This is a genomic window from Frankia sp. CeTa3Moorea, assembly GCF_978021225.1.
Window position 1 is genome coordinate 20397 of sequence record NZ_CDXDOR010000034.1, and the last position, 17626, is coordinate 38022.

Here is a 17626-nt window from a genome sequence, read left to right on the forward strand (position 1 = left end):
CATGGCGGTCGTCCGGCGCGACATCCTTCTCGACCACGACGCGAGAAAGGCCTACATTCGCGGAATCAAGCTCCTCAAACACGAACCTACGACGCTGCGCACGAATCAGTTCGGCCTCCCCGGTCCGAGCCGACCGGTACGGACCTACGACCTGTTCGTCATCTGGCATGTCATCGCGATGAACACCCCCGTCCCCCCGGGAGGGTCACCGAGCAACCGCAACGCCGCGCACGCCGGCCCCGTCTTCCTGCCCTGGCACCGAGTCATGCTTGGCTGGCTGGAAGTGCACCTCCAGCGCGTTCTCGGCGACCCGAACTTCGGGCTGCCGTACTGGGACTGGGCGCGCGACGGGACACCCTCCGCTCCCGGCACGGCACCGAACCCCGCTGCTTCGGCGCTGTGGCGGAACACCCCGGACGGTTTCGGGGGCCAGGGCACCCCGATCCCCGGCGGTGCGTTCTTCTTCGACCCCGCCGACCCGACCAGCTTCCGGGTACGGATCTCCACCAGCAGCAGCGGCGCGCTCCAGCAGGTTATCGAACGCGGCGTGCGGCGGAGATTCGGCAGCGCCACGTTCGGATCGTCGATCCTGCCGAGCAACGCCGACCTCACCGCAGCCTTCGACACCGTCGCCGATCCGACACTCGCGAGCTACGACGAGGCTCCCTTCAACGTGAGTTCGCGGGGGTTCCGCAACCGTCTCGAAGGCTTCATCGGCACCGGACTGCACAACCAGGTCCACCGCTGGGTCGGCGGGGGCAGGGACATGTCGTTGGCGTCGTCCCCCAACGACCCGGTCTTCTTCGTGCACCACTGCAACGTCGACCGCGTCTGGGAGGGTTGGATGCGGCGTCACGGCCGCGTGTACCAGCCGGACATGACCGCCCCGGCAAGCCTCCTCGGCCATCGGATCGACGACCCGCTGGTCTCCCCGTTCGCCCCGTCGAGCACGTCGAGCACGCCGGCGACCCCCCGCAGCGTGCTCGACATGACCGGCACCTACACCTACGACGTCCTGCCCTGAAACATCGCCTGTTGACCGACGAGCAGGTCCCGGGGATTCACCGAGGACGGCTTCGGTCCATTTGCATCCGGCTGCATCCGGCTGCCCGCGGCCTTTCCGCGGGCAGCCGCGGACGAGGGCTGGGCCTACCCGACTGACGGCGGCTGTCCGGATGCCGCGCTCACCGCGGACACGGGAGCCGCGGCCGGCCTGGTCGCGATGACGACGGTGGCGTTCAGGTCGGCGGAACCGGCGACCGTGGGGATCAGGCCGGCCTGGGCGGTGGCTTCGACGATCGACGCTGCCTGCCGCTCGCCGGTCTCGACCAGCAGGTGACCGCCCGGGGCCAGCCACCGCGGCGCCTCGGCGGCCACCCGCCGCAGAACATCGAGCCCGTCCGCCCCGCCGTCGAGCGCCACCCGCGGCTCGTGCTCGCGAGCCTCCAGCGGCATCAGCTCAATCGCGTCGGTGGGTACATAGGGGGCGTTCGCGGCCAGCAGGTCCACGTGGCCCCGTAGGACGGCTGGCAGCGGCTCGTAAAGATCACCCTCGTAGACCCGGCCACCGGCGGAGGCGAGGTTGCGGCGGGCGCACCGCACCGCGGCCGGTTCGACGTCGGCGGCGTGCACCTCGATCCCGGGCAGGGCCGCCACCAGCGCGACCCCCACCGCCCCCGAGCCACAACACAGATCGACGACGGTGACCGGCCGGGACCGGTCGGCGACCCGTTCGACCGCCTGATCGACGAGGAACTCCGTGCGGCGGCGGGGCACGAAGCCCCCGGGGTCCACGGCTATCCGCAGGCCGTGGAACTCCGCCCAGCCGAGCACGTGTTCCAAGGGCAGGCCGGCGACGCGCCGCTGCACCATCGCGGCGAGTTCGCCCGGGGTCCGGGCCGCATCGACGAGCAGCCGCGCCTCGTCCTCGGCGAAGACGCAGCCGGCGGCCCGCAGCCTCGTGACGACGACGGACCACGGCAGGGGCGAAGATGGTGAGGAAGACGGGCGAGAAGAGGGGAGAAAGGAAGAAGAAGGGCCGGATGTCGACACGGGAAGCCTTTCGGGATGCCGAAGGGCACCCTCCCGATCGCCTACTTCGAGCGAACCGCGCGACCGCGGGAGGAGAGCACCCACCCTGACACAGCGGAAATGGGTCTCACCTCCTCAAGACGATCGCCTGTGGCAACGGCCATCCTACCCGAGCTATCTGATCCGGCTCGCCGCGGGCCGTCACCCCGGCGAACGGAAGATCCGCTCATCGCTCACCACCCTCCCGGCGGGCCTCACCTCGATCGTCCGTGCACTCACGTTCATGCGCTCCATGCCCTCTCCACGCAATGCCACTTAGGATTCGGAATGAAATAACTTGTTCACTTCGGGGCCCTCGCGAGCCCGTGACCCGCGAAGACGCATATTGGCCTGCATTACTTACTTCATTACGAATTCTTAGCCTAAGTTGATCAAGCTGCTGCCTGGGGTTTTATGGGGTTGGCGAGCCTGATCGTGGGTGGGGCGGGGTGGCGGGTGCCGCGCTGGTCGGGTTTCTTGACGGGGAAGCGGCTCGGGGCGGCGCGTCGGACGACGTGGGGGTAGGTGCGTTCGCGGTGTTCGTTGAGTTTCGTGGGCCGGATGATCTCGGTGATGATCTGGTCGAGGGCGGCGCGCCGCTGGTCAGGGAGAAAAGGCCGGCGGGTCGGTGACCTGCCGGCGGATGACTCTCACGGTGCGTTTGAACTTCACCCGGTCGGGGTCGATCCCGGCGGCGGTCGCGGCTGTGCAGATCAGGGCGGCGATCGCGTGGTGGGTGAGCAGGTAGCCCCAGATCTCCTGGTAGACGCCGTCGGGTGACTTCGAGCGCAGGACCTTGCCGGGGCCACGCAGGTAGGTCTTGACCTGCCGGTTCGCGGTTTCATGTTCCCATCTGTGATGATACGCCCCGGCCAGGGCGGTCGCGGTGGCCTCCCGCGGGTCGAGGATGGTGGTGATCAGGGCGATCAGTTCGCCCGTGCCGTCGCCGTCACGGTCGGGGACGTCGTACTCGACGACCCGGACCAGTCGGGCCTTCCCCGGGTCGAGGGGCTCACCTGTCCGGGCGGCCTCGACGAGCGCGTCCCGCCTCTTCCCGGTGATCTTCGGGCTGACCAGGACCGACAGGTAGGAACCATCACCCAGCGCGCGCAGCGGGGGCAGGCGCAGGTTCGCCTTGACCCGCCACAGCAGCGCGGCGCCGGTGTCCGCGGCCGTGCACCAGTCCGCCCAGTTGAAGAAGTTGCGGTCCGCGAGCGGCAGCCAGTCGGCTTCCAGTTTCCGGTAGAGCGCCCGGGCCAGGGTCTGCTCCCCGGACGCCTTACCCGCGCCGGCCGGGCCGAGCGCGGCGAGCACCGGCGCGCGCGACCCGCTCTCGGTCACGGTCACCGCCCTCACCTTCGGGAACGCCGCCGGCGCGTCCGGGCCGGGCGAGCCGGGCAGGCCGAAGGCGGCGACGTTCTCCTTCGACGCCGCCACGTCGAACTCCAGCCCGTCGATGCTCATCAGCCGCCAGGTCCGCAGGAACGCCCCGATCGTGTCCAGGTCCGCGAGCGTCCCCGCGAGGCGGGCCGCGACCTGCTCATAGTCCTCGTCCGCGAACAGCGCCAAGGCCATCACGAACAGCACCGCTACCCGCGGCGGGATCTTCCCACCCGCCCGGCGCGCCCTTCCCCGTCACCTCGATCGCCTCATCGACCGCGTCCCGCGACACGAACGACGTCAGCACACCCAGCGAGATCCAGTCCGACAGCCGGCCGCCCGCCACCGGGCCATCATCCGCCACAGCCCGCGATCATGCCGTCAACCAGGCAGAACACCCAGCACCGACACACCGGGACAACAGAGATCAACTTAGGCTAAGTGGCATTGCCTCTCCACGCCCTGCGGTCACCGCTGGCTGGTCGGTCGCGGCTGACCGGTAGCGTTGACTGGTCAGGCTTTCCGGGAGAGAGCGGCAATACAAATGCGTACGTTCTACGAGATCGAGCAGCAGGAGGAGTTCAAGGCCGGGCAGGAGCTGCTGGTCCACCGGTGCGAGACATGGGCGCGGGCGCGAGGATTGCCAGCGAATCCGCTGGTCCTGGAGGCCGCGCTGGATTCGCGGCAGCTGAGCACCGACGGGCGGCTGGCATTGTGGACACCTGCTCATGTGCGTCGGTTCCTCCTAGAATGGATCCCCCGGTATGTGGCGGCTGATCCCGAGGAGCTGGCGGACGCCCCGCCGTCCCTGCGGACGCTGCTCAGGTTCATGGCGGAGTCCGGGCTCCGGGACCCGCGGGGCGCTTCGGTGGAGGAAAACGAGGCGGCGATCGTGCGGGCCGCGGCGGAGTTCCCGGCCGCACTGGCAGACCCGGATCGTCGGGGGATTCCGAAATTCTGGGATATGACGGTCCGCGACACCGTGGTAGAGATCATCCCGCCGGCCGTGCCCGAGCACTTCAAGCACGTTTTGGCGGGCTTGGCCGGCCCTGACGACGACCTGCTGGACCAGCTGATGAGCGGGCAGTTCGCCTACCCGGGTCCGGTACCCGAACGGACCATCGCCCAGCTCCCGGTCAGTCTGCCGCCGGCGGAGGAACTCGCGGAGGCGGCCGGGCGCAGCCGGGTCGTGGGGCAGCTTCGCGCGTTCGTCGCCTGGGTCGGCACGGATGGTCGGCCGGTGACAGCCGCCGGAAATCTCAGGCCGGCCGACGCGCGTGAGCTTGTCGACCTTCTCGATACCGGCGAGCAGGGCCTGCGGGTACGCAGCACCGCCGAGCTGCCCCACCTCAACCTGATCTTTACCTGGGCGAAGAAGGCCCGCCTGGTGCGGGTCAGCCGGACGAAGCTGGTGGCGGTGGCCAAGGCGCGGCCGCTACTCAAGGACGCCGAGGCACTGTGGCAGCGGGCATTCGAGACGTTCTTCGAGCTGCGGGACGCGGTGTGTCTGCCGATCTGGACGGGCAGTGGCACCTCCCTGCTGTACGACGTATACGCCGAGGCGGTCCCGGACATGCTCAACACGATCTACAGCCTGCCGGATCCGATGCCGATGGCGTGCCTGGAGGAGGCGGTGTGGCAGTCGTGCCGGCAGCAGTTCCGCGTCGACGCCGGAAGCCCCCTGCAGCAGGGCGGTTGGCGAACACACCTCGGGAGAGACATCAAACGTGTGTTCGATGTGCTGGCCGCGCTGGGCGCCGTGGAGAGGACGCGCGGGCTCGCGGACGAGAAGTTCATCGCCACTCTCGCGGACGACGTCGAAACGCCATTCGCGGTGGAGCGGTCGATTTCCGGCCCGGCGGCGGCCCGCCTGCGCGCGGAGCTCGCCCAGCCCACCGAGTTGGTGGCGCTGACCGCGCTGGGCACCCGGGCCATGCGTGGGCGGCTGCTCGCCGAGGGACGGGAGGCCGGCCTCGTCGGCGACCTGGCAACCGCACAGCCCGCCGAACTGCTGGGTGTGATCGCTGAGCACTACACCCGGGAGACGGGTAACGCGGAGATCACCAACTGGCTGGCCGGGCACGGCGGTGACGTCGAGCCGCTGCTGGACGCGGTGCGGGTCTGCCCGTTCCGGACCAGGGCTGCGGCGATGCTGAACGTGCTCACCTCGGCGGTGCCGGCCGGGGCGGAACTCCTGGGCGGGCTGCGCGACGACCCGGTACTGGCCCCGCTCGCGGTGACGGCCCTGCTCGACCGGGGCGCCCTGCAGCCGGAGGACCTCACCGATCGGGAGCAGGCACTGGTCATGACCGAAGGGTTCCTGCAACTGCTGGAGATGGGCGGGCCTGAGGTCGTCCGCGAACAGATCAGGGAGATGGCCGGCGACCTGGCCGGCATGGACTTCGCGGAGCTGCTCGCCATAATGCGCGGCTGCGGACATCCCGGTGCGCCGACGTTGCGGGACTTCCAGGCCCTCGTGGTAGATCCGGGGTAGCCGGAGGTCGCGAGAGCGAAGGTGAACGGGTCAGTCGGGCTGTGACGGACCGGGCAGGACGATGCGGAACGCCGCCCCGCCGCCCGGGGTCGGGCGGTATTCGACCCGCCCGACCCCGGGCGGCGGCGACGGAGACGTACATCGCGGTCCACAGCAGCCGGTTGACCGGGTGACCGACGAAGTCCTCACCGGTCTCCGTCTGGACCAGGTGGGGAGACCATCGGGCCGGGGGCCACGCCAACCCGCAGGCGGGAGTCACCAGCAGCTACGAGTGGACCGGCTCAGGACGCCCGGGCGTGCTTACGAGCGGTAGCGGCATGTCGCAGGTCGCCACGCCCGCAGTATCCGTACTCGACCCGTCGCCGCCACACGGTCAGCCGGCAGTGGTCCGCCTCAATCGTCCAGGTACGGCGTTCGACCCGATCCTCGATCTGCACGGGCCGCGAGGTCACCGGCTCATTCGCGCGCAGATGAGCCCAGTTGTGCGCCGCCTCCCATTCCGGGAAGGTGGCTACCAGTTCGCCATCGCCGTCGTAAACCTGGAATTGGCGAGTCTTCATTGTCGCGCCTTTCGGTGATTATCCGATAATGATGAGCGTGGATCTGCCCGCCGGAGCCGCCGCGGAAGAAATCCCCCCGCGCACAGCCGCACGACGGGGACAGCGCGGCGGACAACGGCGAGATGGCCGGCTCCGGGCGAGGATCGTCATCCACTCACCCGGAACCGGCGGCTGGCGGTTGACGCCTGACGGTTGACGCCTGACGGCGTCGACACATGCGGGACCGGCGACGCGGCCGCCGGGCATGGAGGCACCACAGGTGCGGGGCACCGTGTCTCGGCGCGGTCTCCCTACCGACATCCCGGACCCTGCGCGATGACCATCGACGTCTCCCCGCAACCAGCTCTACCCCAAACTCTCACTTTGAGGTGCATCATCGCTACTAAAGGTAATCATGACCCCTGCACGCCTCTTCTGCAAGAGCTTCTGTAAGAGTTTCGCTACCCAGCGATGCGCGTCCTGGGTGAGGAGTGGCGAACAAGTGGCAGGATGCATCCATCACCCCGAAGAGCCCGAAGGACGAGCGATGGCCACGAGCGGCGGTCCGACCGTGCGGCGAAGGCGCCTGGGCGCCGAGTTACGACGACTCCGCGAGGGGGCGGGCATCTCCGTCGACGAGGTCTGCCAGCTGCTGCGCTGTTCGGTTTCCAAGGTCAGTCGGATGGAGAACGGCCGCGTGCCGGTCCGCACCCGGGACGTGTCCGACCTGCTGGGTCTCTACGGCGTGACCGACGACGAACGCCGGGACGCGTTGCTGGCCCTGGCCCGCGAGTCCCGGCGCCACGGCTGGTGGCATACCTACCACGACGTGGTCCCCGCCTGGTTCGAGATCTATATCGGCCTGGAGGGCGACGCCGCCTCGATCTCGGTCTACGAATCGCAGCTCGTCCATGGGCTACTGCAGACCAGCGACTACGCCCGGCACGTCATCCGAGCCGACGATCCGGAGGTGAGCGAGGACGAGGCCGAACGCAAGATCGCGCTCAGGCTGGACCGGCAGCGCCGGCTCACCGCCGCCGATCATCCTCGCCTCTGGGTGATTCTGGACGAGGCGGTCCTACGCCGGACAATCGGCGGCAGAGCCATCATGCGAAGCCAACTCGAGTTCCTCGCCAAACAGTCCGAACTGCCGAACGTGACAATCCAGGTGCTTCCCTTCTCCGTGGGCGCGCATGCCAGCCTGGGAAGCACATTCTCGATACTCGGATTCCCCGAGTCGGGAGACAACGAAGTGGTCTATATAGAGGAAGCGGCCGGAAGCCTCTATATTGAGCGCCCCTCCGAAGTCAGGCGCTATAGAGTGAAGCTGGATCATCTTCTGGCGGCAGCCCTGCGGCCGGAGGAGTCCATCCAGATGATACTCTCGGTCGCAGAGGAAATGAAATGACCAGATATATGAAGCCGATCATCGACAATGTCATCGGGGCGGCTTGGCGCAAGAGCAGCTACAGCAACGGCGCGGGCGGTATGTGTGTGGAGGTCGCGGCGCTCGGCGGGGGCGTCGCCGTCCGCGACTCGAAGAACCCGACCGGGCCGGTGCTCGCCTTCTCGGCGGCCGAGTGGGACGCGTTCCTGGCCGGCGCGCGGGACGGCGAGTTCGACCGGAGCCGGATCATCCCGGGCTGAACCACCGTCCGGCCCTGATCCGGGGGAATGGGGGCGGGATGTCCCGCCCCCACCGAAAAATCCCATCGGAAAAGAACGAGACCGCCGCTGGTCGGCCTCGGCCCGGTCCCGGTCGCTCCGGTACGTCGCGACCGGGACCGGGCCCGCCGCTTTCGACTCTCCTCCACGGTTCGATGCCTATCGCTCCGGTGGCCGTAACCCCGCCGATCACGCCGGTGACCGGATGATCCTCGGTCAACCCCTACCCGGGCCGGGATGCCCGGGCCAGGATGCACCGCCCTGGTGTTTCAGACTGGGACCAGGACCGGCGCCGGGCCGGACCCGCCAGGCGGAGACGATTCGATCAACGGCATCGTTCCACCGGCCGAGGGGCCGAGATGCCTGTTCAGGAAGCCTCGCCACGAGCCGGTTGGCTCTTGCGCAATGCCTCCCGGTCGCGCACTCTTATAGATGTTCGGTCGGGCTTCGTTGTCCGGGCGTTCGTCCCGTCACGGTCGTTACATGACTGTAACGTGATGTGGATACGGCAGTGCGTCACTCGCCGCGAGGCGATCGGGTGACAAGGCACCTGCGGTCTCCCGTCACAGCCCGGCGGGTCGGCGTCTGGTCACCTCCACCCGACCGGGACGGGCCACGCGGGCGTCGAGCGCCCGCCCAACGCGGAGGAGGGCAGTCGCTGTGACCATATGTGGCAATACGGCTACCCGCGTGCGGCGCCATAACGCACCTGCCCGGGTCCTCGGTCAGCCGGGGCGGGCGGAGCGCGGAGCCGCCATCCCCTCGCCCTCCTAGCGAGGCGGCGCAGCGCAGCGTCCGCCCGCTCTCCAGGTCCATCCGCTCATCTCCGATCTCGGATCGACCTCACGTCGAAAGGATCGGCCGAGGCATCGTCGCCTCGTTCCCCGCCTTCCGGTTCGGTGTGCCGTCCGAGGTCACCCGCGAGTTGCAGTGCCCTGTTTCCCTGCCACTGGGAGGTGATTGCCGTGGCCACCGCCACGACCAACCTACTCAACACTCCGATTGAAGATCAGCGCGTCGAGCGTGTCCGCCGCGCGGCGCTGTCGGCCTACGTGGACGGAAAGATCTCCTTCGCGCAGGCGAACCTGCGGGTGCGCAAGGCCCTCCAGCGGTTCGGGGTCTGACGAGCCAGTCGGGTCGTCGAGATGCGGCTGGCGGCGTCTCGACGACCCGACCGGAGGAAACCTCGACCGGAGGAGATCCTGATCGCCCGGTCCGTGCCTGCTCTGCTCCGGGTCGGGCAGCAAACCTGGGCGGTGGGGAGGCGCGAGGGGATGCGCGATGCGGGGAACGTGCAAGGCGGGCAAGCGGGAGACGGCCGGGCGCCCGGGCGATCGGGGGGTGAACCCGAGCGGCCGGCCACGACGACTATCTCACCGAAAGCACACGGCGCATCACTATAAGTTCTTCGACATGCCGCTACGGTAAACAACCGTGCCAGTACGAGCGCTAGAAGCCGCTTCGTCCCGGGCCCTCGCCGACTGCCCCGGCTCCGCATCCGACGGCCCGACCACCTCCGGCCGGCCGTCCAGGGGGACGACGCCGTCCTCCAATCGGCGGTCGTCGGGGGTGGGCCGCAGCACGCTCTCAAGTTCGCCCACGGACCGGTCTGCCGCCATCCGATCGCGGCCGAGAGCGGCGATTCCGGCCGCGACCAGCACCATCGCGACGATGAACGCCACGCGGCGGACGCCGTCGGGCGCCGGCTCGTTGAACAGCGTCAGGCCCAGGGTCACCGGCAGGAAGGCGGAGACCCCGCTGGTCACCGGGAAGGCGATGACGGCGGCGCGCCCCTGCAGGCCACGCTGCTGAAGACCGAGCGCCAGCACGGAGAACAGCACGAGGACGTAGGGCGTCGGGGTGGTGAGCAGGTCCACCAGCGTGGACTGCCCCTCACGTCGTTCGTTCACCGCCAGGCCGATCTGGCGGGTCGCCAGCGTGGCGATGGCGTAGCTGACCCCGGCCGCGGCCCCGAATCCGAACGCGGCGCCCGCGACCATGTCCCGCACCACGGCCAGGTTGGCGAGGGACGCGCAGAGCAGCGCGAAGATCAGACCGAGGACGAGGAAGGCCAGCAGGACATCGGTGCTGGCCGAGCTGCCGACCTCCGCTCGGTGCGTGAAGGCGAAGGCGAGCAGGCCGATACCGCCGACCATCGCGACCACGCCCAGCCAGCCGGTCAGGCTGATGTTCTCGCCGAGCACCCGCTGCGCCAGCAGGGTGAAGACAATCATGTCGAGGGCCATCACCGGGGCGACCATCGCCACCGGGGCCACGGACAGGGCATACACCTCCAGCAGGAACGAGCCCGCCTCCACGGCAAGGCCGATCAGCCACAGGGGGCGCAGCACCAGTCGGGCCAGCAGCGCAAGCCCCAGCCCCGAGCTCTCCTCCTCCCGGCGGGCAGCACGGGCCTGGACGAGCGGCGCGATCCCGTAGAGAGCCGCTGAGACGACCGCGGTCGGCAGACCGATCACCAGGGCTCTGCTCATGTCCCGTCCAACATCATGGCCCTCAGGATCCGTCCCGAACCGTGGGTTTGCCTCACCAGTCCGTGCCGAAACCGATCTGCGCCAGAGCCGCCCCGAATGCCTGCTCCCACGCGTGCGGGCCGATCGCCACCCGGTCCGACGGTGGCTTGACCCGGTCAAGGCACGCGAGCGCGGATCTGGTCAACGACACCGGGTCGGTGTTCGTCACCTCGGCACGACCTCGCTCGAGTTCCTTCTGAAGGTTATCCCGGCCATGCCCCGGCACCACGTCGATGAGCAGCAGGTCCCGTCCGATCACCCGAGCCTCGCTGCAGGTGTCCCCGGACGACGTGACGACCAGGTCGCTCGCCGCCATCAGCGCCGGGACGCGATCGGTAAAGCCGAACGGGATGACCTTGTGCTGCCGTTCCGACAGAGCCGTCAACCGCGCGGCCAACCGCTGGTTGCGGCCGGCCACCGCAAGCACGTAGATGCCCGCCGCGGCCATGGCCGCGGCACCCTCCACCAACGGTCCCAGCCCCCAGGAGCCGGACATCAGCAGCACGCAGGGAGCGTCCGCGGGGATACCGAGCGCGGCCCGCGCCTCCTCCTGAGTCGGCGGGTCGTAGAAGGGTTCCCGGACCGGGGTCGGGACCACCGAGATCAGCGCGTTCGGCGAGAACCGCCGCACGTACCGGGCGGCGGTCTGCGAGGTGACCAGGTAGAGGTCGGTGTTGTCGTGTACCCACAGCCGGTGCACGCAGCAGTCGGTGGAGAACACCGCCGTCACCAGGCCGGGGAACTCGGCCTTGACCCGGCTGGTCGCCGCGGCTCCGGTAGCGAAGATCGAGATCACGAGATCGGTCGGCTGAGCGGCCAGTTCCTCGCGCAATGCCGGGACGACGAACCGGCTCGACGTCCTCTCGATGGCCTGGGCGAGCCGGCCACCGGTTCTCATCTGGGAGAAGTGCACGGCGTCATACAGGCCCGGAACGGCGATCATGCCACGGAAGACCTTCTCCCCCCGGGAGCCGTTACGCCCACCGAGCATGCGCAGGCTGTCGGCGGTCCGGGTGGTGAACCCGCGCCGGGTGAGCGACGCGCCGCACGCCTGCGCCATCACGTCGTGGCCCATCCCGAGCGAGCCCGACAGCAGCAGCGCGGAGCCCCGCCGCGTCGGCGTCCCGGCGGGCCGGGCGTCGACGCCGTGCGTGCGCGGATCGGCGGGGAGTGCGGCGGCGACCGGTCCCCCCGCTGCGGCCGGCCCCGGCAGGACACGTTCCGTAACCCCCGGTTCGCCGACGGCTGGCGGGCTGCCGACCCCCACCTCAACATCATCTTTGGATGGTCCATTCACCGTGCTACCGCCGATCTGCGCCATGGTCACTCCGAGGAGGCCGCGGAGACGTCGAGGTCGCCGACAGGCGGGAGCACCTGAGCCGGAGGCCGTCGATTTGCCAGATACCACTCGATGTACTGCCGGACACCCTCCGAGAAGGGTGTGGTCGGTCGCCAGCCGAGCACCTCCGCGGCCCGCTGCGCGGAGATCTCCCGGCCGCGGAAGTCCCCGGGGCGCGCAGGCATGTGTTCGATGGCGGTGCCGGGGAAGTACTCCCGGACGGCCCGTGCCATCTCCAGCACACTGACCGACTCGCTGCCCTCGAGGGCGAGCGTGGTGTTGGCCGCGTCGGGGGTCAGAGCCAGCACGTGCGCCTCGGCCAGGTCCCGGACGAACACGTAGTTGCGGAACTGCAGGCCGTCGCCGGCCACCGTCAGCGACTCGCCGTTCAGAGCCTTGCGGACGAAGCGGGCCAGCACCAGCTCGTCACGCATTCCGGGGCCGTAGGGGATGCCGTAACGCAGGATGGTGAACGGCAGCCCGTAGGTCTGCTGATAACTGTGCAGCAGCAGTTCGGCGGCCAGTTTCGTCGAGGTGTAGACGTGCCCGGCGCGGCCCAGCGTGATCTCGGCGTCCTCCGTCAGCGGCGCCGAGCCGGCCCGGTCACCGACCGCCCCGTACACCCAGACGGTGCTGGCGAACAGCACCCGCCGAACCCCGGCCTGCCGCGCCGCCTCGCAGATGTTCCCGGTGCCCTCGACGTTGAGCCGCACGGTGCGCACCGGGTCGGCGAACGCGAAGTCCACATTGGACATCCCCGCGATGTGGAAGACGGCCTCGACGCCCCTCAGCGCGGCGGTGACCGCCGGCAGATCAAGCACGTCGAGCTGCTGGTAACTGGCCCGGGGGTCGACCGGCCGGTGTTCGACGTCCAGCGAGAGAACGTCGTGACCGGCGTCGAGCAGACGGTCGACCACATGGCTGCCGATGAAACCCGACCCTCCGGTTACCGCGATCTTCATCGTCATCCGTCCAGGCTCAGGTTCTGCAGCGCGGCGGCGAAGGACGCGACCACGTGGTCGGCCTCCACCTCGGTCATGTCCGAATGGATGGGCAGGCATACGTGCCGGGCGCAGATGTCCTCGGCGACCGGAAGGGACCGGACCGCGTAGTGACTGAAGACTGGCTGCCGGTGCAGCGGCGACTCGTAGACCTCACCGCTCAGGGAGACGCCGTGGCGTTCCTTCAGCTCCTTCTTCAGCCGGCCGCGATCGATCCCGGGGCGGGGCAGGACAATGTACTTGTAGTAGTTGCAGAGACCACCCGGCGGCATCTGCAGGCGGGTAACGGTGCCCAGGGTGTCCAGCGCGGCGTCGTACCGCGCGGCTACGGTGGCGCGGGTCGCCAGGAAGTCGGCGAGATGCCGCAGATGCACCCGGCCGGTGACCGCCTGCATCTCGCTGAGCCGCCAGGCGTACCCCTGCTTGATGTGGACGTTCCCGAGAAAACCGGCTTTGCCCTGGTCACGATAGATCCGAGCGGCTTCGTGAATGGCGGGATCGGACGTGAGGATCATTCCGCCCTCACCGCTCGTGATGACCTTGGTTGGATAGAACGAGAACGCTCCCGCGATCCCGAACGACCCGGCGTGGCCGTCACCGTGGCGGCTGCCGTGGGCATGTGCCGCGTCCTCGACCAGCGCGATGCCTCGATCGTCACAGAAGGCCCGCAACTCGGCCACGTCCGGCGGGATCAGCCCACCGATGTGGACCAGGACAACGGCGCGGGTCCGCGGCGTCACCGCGGCCTCGACACTGCGGACGGTCAGGGCAAAGGTGTCCGAACTCACATCCGCGAAAACCGGCATGGCACCGGCCCGCAACACCGCGAAAGCGGTCGCCGCAAACGTGTTCGTCGGCACGACGACATCCGCGCCTTCGACACCGTGACTGCGAAGGATGATCTCCAATGCGGCCGTTCCACTGCTCACGGCGACCGCGAACGGGGCCTCGTGAGCCGCGGCGAATGCCGCCTCGAATTCAGCGGTATGGACACCCAAGGTCAGCGCACCGGTGGCTAGGATCTCGGTCGCGGCCGATGCGATCTCCGCGCGATCCTCCGGTGAGAAGACGATGCGCGCCGCAGGGACATGCACCTGTTCACCCCTACCTTCCGAGTCATTCCCGTGCGAGCGAGCCGGCCGGCCCCCATAGCGGCTGCGCCGCGACGAAGGACCCGGCCGGGACGAGCCGCGGCCTTCGCGGCATCACCGACTCCGGATTCCGCCGGCCTCCCGCCAGCGACCCACCGCGCTCCCTCCGACCCGTACGGAGGCAACCATCGGCTTTGTCGGTACATGCCCAAAACAGGCTATCGATCCCGATCGCCGGCATGTCTGCAGCCCACGGCTACTCCCCACAAAACATCCCACATCTGTCTGAACGTAGCCACATATGTCAGCAAGGCGATATTCCTGTGATGAAGGAGAGATGCCTGTCACTAATCACCGCCAACCCGCGACACATGGTGATTGATGGCGACGCCACTCGCCGCGACGGCGACGGGGCCGCCCACGGCGACCCAGACCCGCTCCTCCAGTACCGCGACCGCCCGGACCTCGTCGTTACGGCACCGTCGTTACGGCACTGGTCCCGGCCAGCCGCTTCCCGGACACGGCCAAGGCCGGGAGGCCTGCATCGTCGCGTCTCCGATACCCAACGCGATACTCCATCACTCCAAGTAACACTCACCCGGGTAACCGCGGAGGCGGCGGATGTCACCCCACCCTTCGTTCCTGTCAATGAACCGCGACCTCGACCGAGGACATCGACCGAGGACGCAGGGCGGGAACGAGCAGGCACTGCGGCAGATACTGATCGCCATGCGAACCACGCCTGTGGGCACGCGGACGACGATCAGTTGAAGACGGATGAACCGGATGGAGGACGCGGCCAGCCGGGGCTGATCGGCCGTCGAGAAATCACCCAGCCGGAGTGAGCGACCAAGGAAAGATCATCTACAGTCGAACCAGGGCCGTTCGCTTGAGAACGGTCTGGATACAACCGGATACAAGTAGTCCCGACGAAGCCGTCTCACCCGACGTACGGGGGGAACGCAGGTAGACGGCCTCGTCGGGACTTGGTGAAAGTGTACGACCCCCATCTGTCGGACGCGACGGGACCAAGGTCCCTAACGGTTGCCGCACCTTCGGCTCTTGCCAAACTGCACCGAAATGTGCTTCATGGGGCGAGAATGGTCACGATGCCGCCTCCCGGAAACTGATCTCGCACCGGCGCGTGTCGTAGAGCAGCCAGTGGGACGGCTGCCCCGCGCCGACCCGATGGTGATCAAGCGTGGCACGACCACGCGGCCTGCGCGGAGGCGGCGGACCGGAGAGGTCGGGCCCGGACCCGAAAGTCCGGGCCGGAATTATACCACATCAATATAAAAGTAACATTTTTCTCTTGAAAGCAACGTGCAACGGTGCGGGCAGCTCGCCCGGGCCGGCCGGCAGTCCCCCGAAAGGTCGAAATTTCGGGCTAGATTACCGGTTCTGTTGCACATGGGAAACATCAGAATGCTTCGCTGCACCCCGTGCAGCGAAGGGAGTGGCGGCGGTCACGGGAATATCCGCGGCGGTGGGATGCCCGTGGTGCACGACGTGCATTCCCGGGAACGGGTGTGACGCGGCACGGGGCCGCCAGGATCCGGGCTCCGGTACCGACCCGGTCACCTCGCCGGACCGAGTGCACACGCGCCGTTCGCACCCGGCGTCGTCGGGCGTCCTGCGCATCGGCCGAGGCAGGTCGACCGCCAGCGCATCTACGCAGGCCGGTCCAGCATTACATGCTCGCCGCCCCGCGGTGGTCGTCTCATCGCCAATCCGACAACACGGCCACGAACGGCCTGAACGCAGGCCTGGCGGTGTTGTATCAGGGGTGGGACACGTCGCCGGCCGGCGACGATGGAGCCACCCGCCCGACGAACCGAACGGCAGAGACCTGGGATGGATGATGAAGCACCGGCCTGGTTCGAGGCCGCCCTTGACCACCGACCGGAGCGGCACGAGACCGAGGTGGCGGGCGCGACTATCAGTTACCGCTGCTGGGGCGGAGGCAGTCGGCCGGCGATCGTGCTGGTCCACGGTGGTGCCGCCCACGCGGGCTGGTGGGACCACATCGCGCCGATGATCCCGCGGGAGTACCGCGTCATCGCGCTGGACCTGTCCGGCCACGGTGACAGCGACCGGCGCGAGGACTACTCGCTCAGTACCTGGGCGGCCGAGGTGATCGGTGTCATCGACCACGCCGAGGTCACCTCGCCCCCGATCATCATCGGGCACAGCATGGGCGGCTGGGTGACGATCACTACCGCCGCGGAGTACCCGGACCGGGTCGCCGGCATCGTCGTTGTCGACTCCCCCGTGCAGGAGTTCACCCCGGAGGAACGGGCGGCCCGGGACCGGACGGCGTTCGGCCCGCTGCGGGTGTATCCGACGGCGACCGACGCGCTGGCCCGGTTCCGGGCGGTGCCGGAGCAGCCCTACGTGCTGCCGTTCATCATCGATCACGTCGCCCGGGGTTCGATCGGGTCGGTCCAGGGCGGCTGGACGTGGAAGTTCGACCCGAAGGTGTTCGGCAACCGGACCCCGTCGCCCGAGGTACTACGCAAGGTGCACTGCCGGGTCGCACTCTTCCGGGCCGAGAAGGGCCTGCTCACCCCCGACATCGGCGTCCAGATGTACAACCTGCTCGGGCGGGTGGCACCGGTGATCGAGATCCCGCTCGCCGGCCATCACGTCATGCTCGATCAGCCGTTGCTGCTGGTTACCGGGATCCGGACGATCCTCGCCGACTGGGAGCACTCCTCCCCGCAGGAACGGGTGGACTGACGACCGGGTGCGCCGGTCGCGGGCGCGAAAGCCCAGCGGAAAACGGACAAAACGGTAATTCGTCCCAGGTGGCGCGACTGCCGGGGTTAAGCCGCCGATCCGAGGGAATCCGCAGATCGTACGTTGTTCTGCGGGTGCGGCTACGCGGACGCCCGCTAGGAGAAGCCGCGAGGAGAACCCATGAGGAGTGCACACCGGCGGCAGTCGGGAACGACCGGTATTCCCTACCCGGACGATAGCGCCCCGTACGTGGATGGTGCACGGGTGCGGACCTCATCGGATGCCACCCAGGCTCTCCGGACCGCGCCGGCCCCGCCGGCCGCCGGGAGCACGACCGGGGACCGCGAATCGACCGGGGAACTGGTGTCCGACGTCGTCTCGGACATCTCCACGCTGTTCCGCCAGGAGGTCGCCCTCGCCAAGGCCGAGATGCGCGAAGAGGTGAAGAAGGCCGGCAAGGGCGCCCGCATGTTCGCCGCAGCGGGCGGCGCCGGTTACTTCGCCCTGCTCTTCGCCCTGTTGGCCGTCATGTTCGGCCTGGGTGAGGTGATGGCGCTGGGCTGGGCCGCCCTCATCATCACCGTCGTCCTCGGTGCCGTCGCGGCCGTGCTGGCCATGAGGGGTCGTTCCACCGTGCGCGCGGTCCACCCCACTCCGGCGCAGACCGTGGAGACGCTGCGCGAGGACGTCCAGTGGGCGCAGGGCCGCCGCGGGTAGTCCCTCCCCACCACCGCGGGTTCGTTCACCCGCCCACCACCCCGTGTCGCCACTCCCCGT

General features: G+C 68.8%; 14 protein-coding genes. 7 read left to right on the plus strand and 7 right to left on the minus strand.

Annotated elements, in window-relative coordinates:
* Position 1: 1 nt before the first annotated feature.
* A complete protein-coding gene (locus AC08OV_RS08920) occupies positions 2 to 1024 on the plus strand; it encodes a tyrosinase family protein (protein WP_476613025.1) in 1023 nt (340 codons plus the stop codon).
* 125 nt (positions 1025 to 1149) lie between these two features.
* Here the strand turns inward: AC08OV_RS08920 and AC08OV_RS08925 are convergent, their stop codons facing one another.
* Positions 1150 to 2052 carry a putative protein N(5)-glutamine methyltransferase gene (locus tag AC08OV_RS08925; protein ID WP_476613024.1) on the minus strand — a complete coding sequence of 301 codons (903 nt, stop codon included), beginning with the start codon at positions 2050 to 2052 and terminating at the stop codon, positions 1150 to 1152.
* A 621-nt stretch (positions 2053 to 2673) separates the two neighbouring features.
* Complete coding sequence (locus tag AC08OV_RS08930) at positions 2674 to 3657, minus strand: IS4 family transposase (protein WP_476613804.1); 984 nt, start codon at positions 3655 to 3657, stop codon at positions 2674 to 2676.
* A 337-nt stretch (positions 3658 to 3994) separates the two neighbouring features.
* On the opposite strand from AC08OV_RS08930, the gene AC08OV_RS08935 reads away from it, so the two are divergent.
* Positions 3995 to 5944 carry a hypothetical protein gene (locus AC08OV_RS08935; RefSeq protein WP_476613805.1) on the plus strand — a complete coding sequence of 650 codons (1950 nt, stop codon included), beginning with the start codon at positions 3995 to 3997 and terminating at the stop codon, positions 5942 to 5944.
* A 281-nt stretch (positions 5945 to 6225) separates the two neighbouring features.
* On the opposite strand, the gene AC08OV_RS08940 is transcribed toward AC08OV_RS08935, so the two are convergent.
* Entirely contained in the window at positions 6226 to 6504 is a 279-nt protein-coding gene (locus tag AC08OV_RS08940; protein ID WP_476592003.1) for a hypothetical protein, read from the minus strand.
* A 526-nt stretch (positions 6505 to 7030) separates the two neighbouring features.
* On the opposite strand from AC08OV_RS08940, the gene AC08OV_RS08945 reads away from it, so the two are divergent.
* From AC08OV_RS08945 to AC08OV_RS08955, 3 genes are all read left to right on the plus strand, one after another.
* Positions 7031 to 7891 carry a helix-turn-helix domain-containing protein gene (locus AC08OV_RS08945; RefSeq protein WP_462189179.1) on the plus strand — a complete coding sequence of 287 codons (861 nt, stop codon included), beginning with the start codon at positions 7031 to 7033 and terminating at the stop codon, positions 7889 to 7891.
* Positions 7888 to 8130: a DUF397 domain-containing protein gene (locus AC08OV_RS08950; RefSeq protein ID WP_462189178.1), complete on the plus strand. Its 243-nt coding sequence runs from the start codon at positions 7888 to 7890 to the stop codon at positions 8128 to 8130. The genes AC08OV_RS08945 and AC08OV_RS08950 overlap by 4 nt, the downstream gene beginning before the upstream one ends.
* Positions 8131 to 9113: 983 nt before the next feature.
* Entirely contained in the window at positions 9114 to 9272 is a 159-nt protein-coding gene (locus AC08OV_RS08955) for a hypothetical protein (RefSeq protein ID WP_023840144.1), read from the plus strand.
* A gap of 273 nt (positions 9273 to 9545) precedes the next feature.
* On the opposite strand, the gene AC08OV_RS08960 is transcribed toward AC08OV_RS08955, so the two are convergent.
* Genes AC08OV_RS08960 through AC08OV_RS08975 form a run of 4 tightly spaced genes read right to left on the minus strand, consistent with a single transcriptional unit; the run spans position 9546 to position 14113 of the window.
* Positions 9546 to 10640, minus strand: coding sequence for an EamA/RhaT family transporter (locus tag AC08OV_RS08960; protein ID WP_476613806.1), 1095 nt, complete (start codon positions 10638 to 10640; stop codon positions 9546 to 9548).
* A gap of 52 nt (positions 10641 to 10692) precedes the next feature.
* The gene (locus AC08OV_RS08965; protein ID WP_476613807.1) at positions 10693 to 12000 is read right to left on the minus strand and encodes an MGDG synthase family glycosyltransferase; all 1308 of its coding nucleotides are present in this window, start codon (positions 11998 to 12000) and stop codon (positions 10693 to 10695) included.
* Positions 12001 to 12002: 2 nt separating this feature from the next.
* Positions 12003 to 12980, minus strand: coding sequence for an NAD-dependent epimerase/dehydratase family protein (locus tag AC08OV_RS08970; RefSeq protein WP_476613811.1), 978 nt, complete (start codon positions 12978 to 12980; stop codon positions 12003 to 12005).
* A gap of 2 nt (positions 12981 to 12982) precedes the next feature.
* Positions 12983 to 14113: a DegT/DnrJ/EryC1/StrS family aminotransferase gene (locus AC08OV_RS08975; protein WP_476613808.1), complete on the minus strand. Its 1131-nt coding sequence runs from the start codon at positions 14111 to 14113 to the stop codon at positions 12983 to 12985.
* A gap of 1851 nt (positions 14114 to 15964) precedes the next feature.
* Between AC08OV_RS08975 and AC08OV_RS08980 the strand changes: the two genes are divergently transcribed.
* The gene (locus AC08OV_RS08980; protein WP_476613809.1) at positions 15965 to 16849 is read left to right on the plus strand and encodes an alpha/beta fold hydrolase; all 885 of its coding nucleotides are present in this window, start codon (positions 15965 to 15967) and stop codon (positions 16847 to 16849) included.
* Between the two features lie 264 nt (positions 16850 to 17113).
* Positions 17114 to 17566: a phage holin family protein gene (locus tag AC08OV_RS08985; RefSeq protein WP_476613810.1), complete on the plus strand. Its 453-nt coding sequence runs from the start codon at positions 17114 to 17116 to the stop codon at positions 17564 to 17566.
* Positions 17567 to 17626: the final 60 nt, after the last annotated feature.